This is a genomic window from Albimonas pacifica, from assembly GCF_900113695.1.
Taxonomy (GTDB): domain Bacteria; phylum Pseudomonadota; class Alphaproteobacteria; order Rhodobacterales; family Rhodobacteraceae; genus Albimonas; species Albimonas pacifica.
In genome coordinates this window covers 1-1,459 of the sequence record NZ_FOQH01000060.1, presented here as the reverse complement: position 1 = coordinate 1,459, position 1,459 = coordinate 1, and the positions used below count along the sequence as shown (strand labels likewise).

At 70.0% G+C, this 1,459-nt stretch carries 3 protein-coding genes and 1 pseudogene; all 4 read left to right on the top strand.

Annotation, left to right across the window (positions count from 1 at the left end; translation table 11 throughout):
• Positions 1-462: phage protein Gp27 family protein (locus tag BM064_RS26645; RefSeq protein WP_092866644.1), on the top strand; the 462-nt coding region annotated here is incomplete at its 5' end.
• Complete coding sequence (locus BM064_RS28255) at positions 459-752, top strand: ubiquitination-like system serine protease family protein (RefSeq protein ID WP_092866641.1); 294 nt, start codon at positions 459-461, stop codon at positions 750-752. The genes BM064_RS26645 and BM064_RS28255, both read left to right, overlap by 4 nt.
• A gap of 3 nt (positions 753-755) precedes the next feature.
• Positions 756-1,091, top strand: a complete 336-nt coding sequence (locus tag BM064_RS27270) for a hypothetical protein (protein ID WP_143103490.1) — start codon at positions 756-758, stop codon at positions 1,089-1,091.
• Positions 1,088-1,459, top strand: a pseudogene (locus BM064_RS26635) (hypothetical protein); the annotation flags it as partial. The gene BM064_RS27270 and the pseudogene BM064_RS26635, both read left to right, overlap by 4 nt.

The window sequence follows — 1,459 nt, the reverse complement described above, 5'->3', positions numbered from 1 at the left end:
GAGTTCGTCTCGAAGCTGGAGGCGCTGGACGCCGAGCATCACGGCGAGCTGCAGATCGAGATCCCGAGCTACAAGGGCTTCAACCGCTACTCGACTGATCTCGCGCAGCGCATCCGTCGCCAGGAGCGGACCCGGGAAATCGTCTCGGCGCTCGCCGACCGCTACAACGCCAAGGACGCAGACGACCTCACCATCATGGCGGGCGAGGCGATCAAGACCCTCGTCTTCGAGCTGATGGGCGACGCGGACGGCCGCATGGCGCCGAAGGACGCCATGATGCTCGCCGCCGCGCTGAAGTCAGCCGTGCAGGCGCAGGGCGTCAGCTCCCAGCGCCGGGCCAAGCTCGAGAAGGAGTTCGCCGGCAAGGTCGACGGCGCGCTGGAGGCGGTCGCCAAGCAGAAGGGCCTCACCTCCGAGATCGTCGAGTCGATCAAGGCCAAGATCCTCGCGGTGGCGACGTGACCAGGGCGCGGCACATCCCGGACGAAGGCGACTTCGAAGGCGAGGGCCGCCCCGGTTCCTTCCGACTGATCCCCGGCGAGAGGGCGGGCGAGTACGAGTTCGCATACATCTGTCCCTGCGGGTGCGGGGCGGAGGGGTGGCTCCTCGTCGGTCACGGCCACAAGCCGATGGGCCGGCGCGCGAGCTGGAAGTGGAACGGCTCGACTTCCGCTCCGACGCTGGAGCCCTCGATCAACCATGTCGGTCACTGGCATGGCTGGCTGCGCGACGGCGTCTGGAAGGAGGTCTGAGCGATGACCCTGTTCCGCCCCGTCTCCCCCGGCCCTCGCCCCTGGCACGGCGCTTCCTGCGCCTCGCTGGAGGAAGCCCGTATCGAGGCCGTGCGCCGCGCCGCCGGCGACGCCTGGATCAACGAGGAGCTGCGCGCCCAGATCTGGCGCTCGCTCGCTCGCGGAGGCTGGCGGATCGAGGAGGTCGGCGCCTCCGGGCGACATGTTGGCTGGGTGGGGGGTGACGCCCGGCCGAAAGGTGAGGGCCTGCGGTCTGATGGCCCGGGGAGGGCTGGGGACCGCCCGACCGGGCGCCTGAATGAACATCGCCCGATTCCCGCGTGGGGGCAACGCCGATGACCGCGCCGATCTCGCAGGAAGAGTGGGAACGCCAGCGGGGCGCCTCGATCGACACCGTCCCGACGATGGTCGACGACACCGGCGTCGATGGCATCTTGCTGCCCTACCAGGCCCGGGCCGTCGCGTTGCTGGAGCGCAAGGGAACCGACGTCCTGGTGGTCGAGAAGAGCCGCCGCATCGGCCTCACCTGGGGCCTCGCCGCCTACGCCGTGCTGCGCGCCGCGCGCGAGAAGGCCGCGGGGGGCATGGACGTGATGTACATCTCCTATTCCCGGGAGATGACGCGCGAGTTCGTCGACGCCTGCGCGATGTGGGCCCGCGCCTTCAACATCGCCGCCGACGCCGCGGACGAGATCCTCTTCGCCGAC

What these genes read in the sequence shown, in the direction of transcription:
- BM064_RS27270 (WP_143103490.1), top strand. Translation starts at nt 756, where the DNA reads ATGACCCTGTTCCGCCCCGTCTCCCCCGGCCCTCGCCCCTGGCACGGC.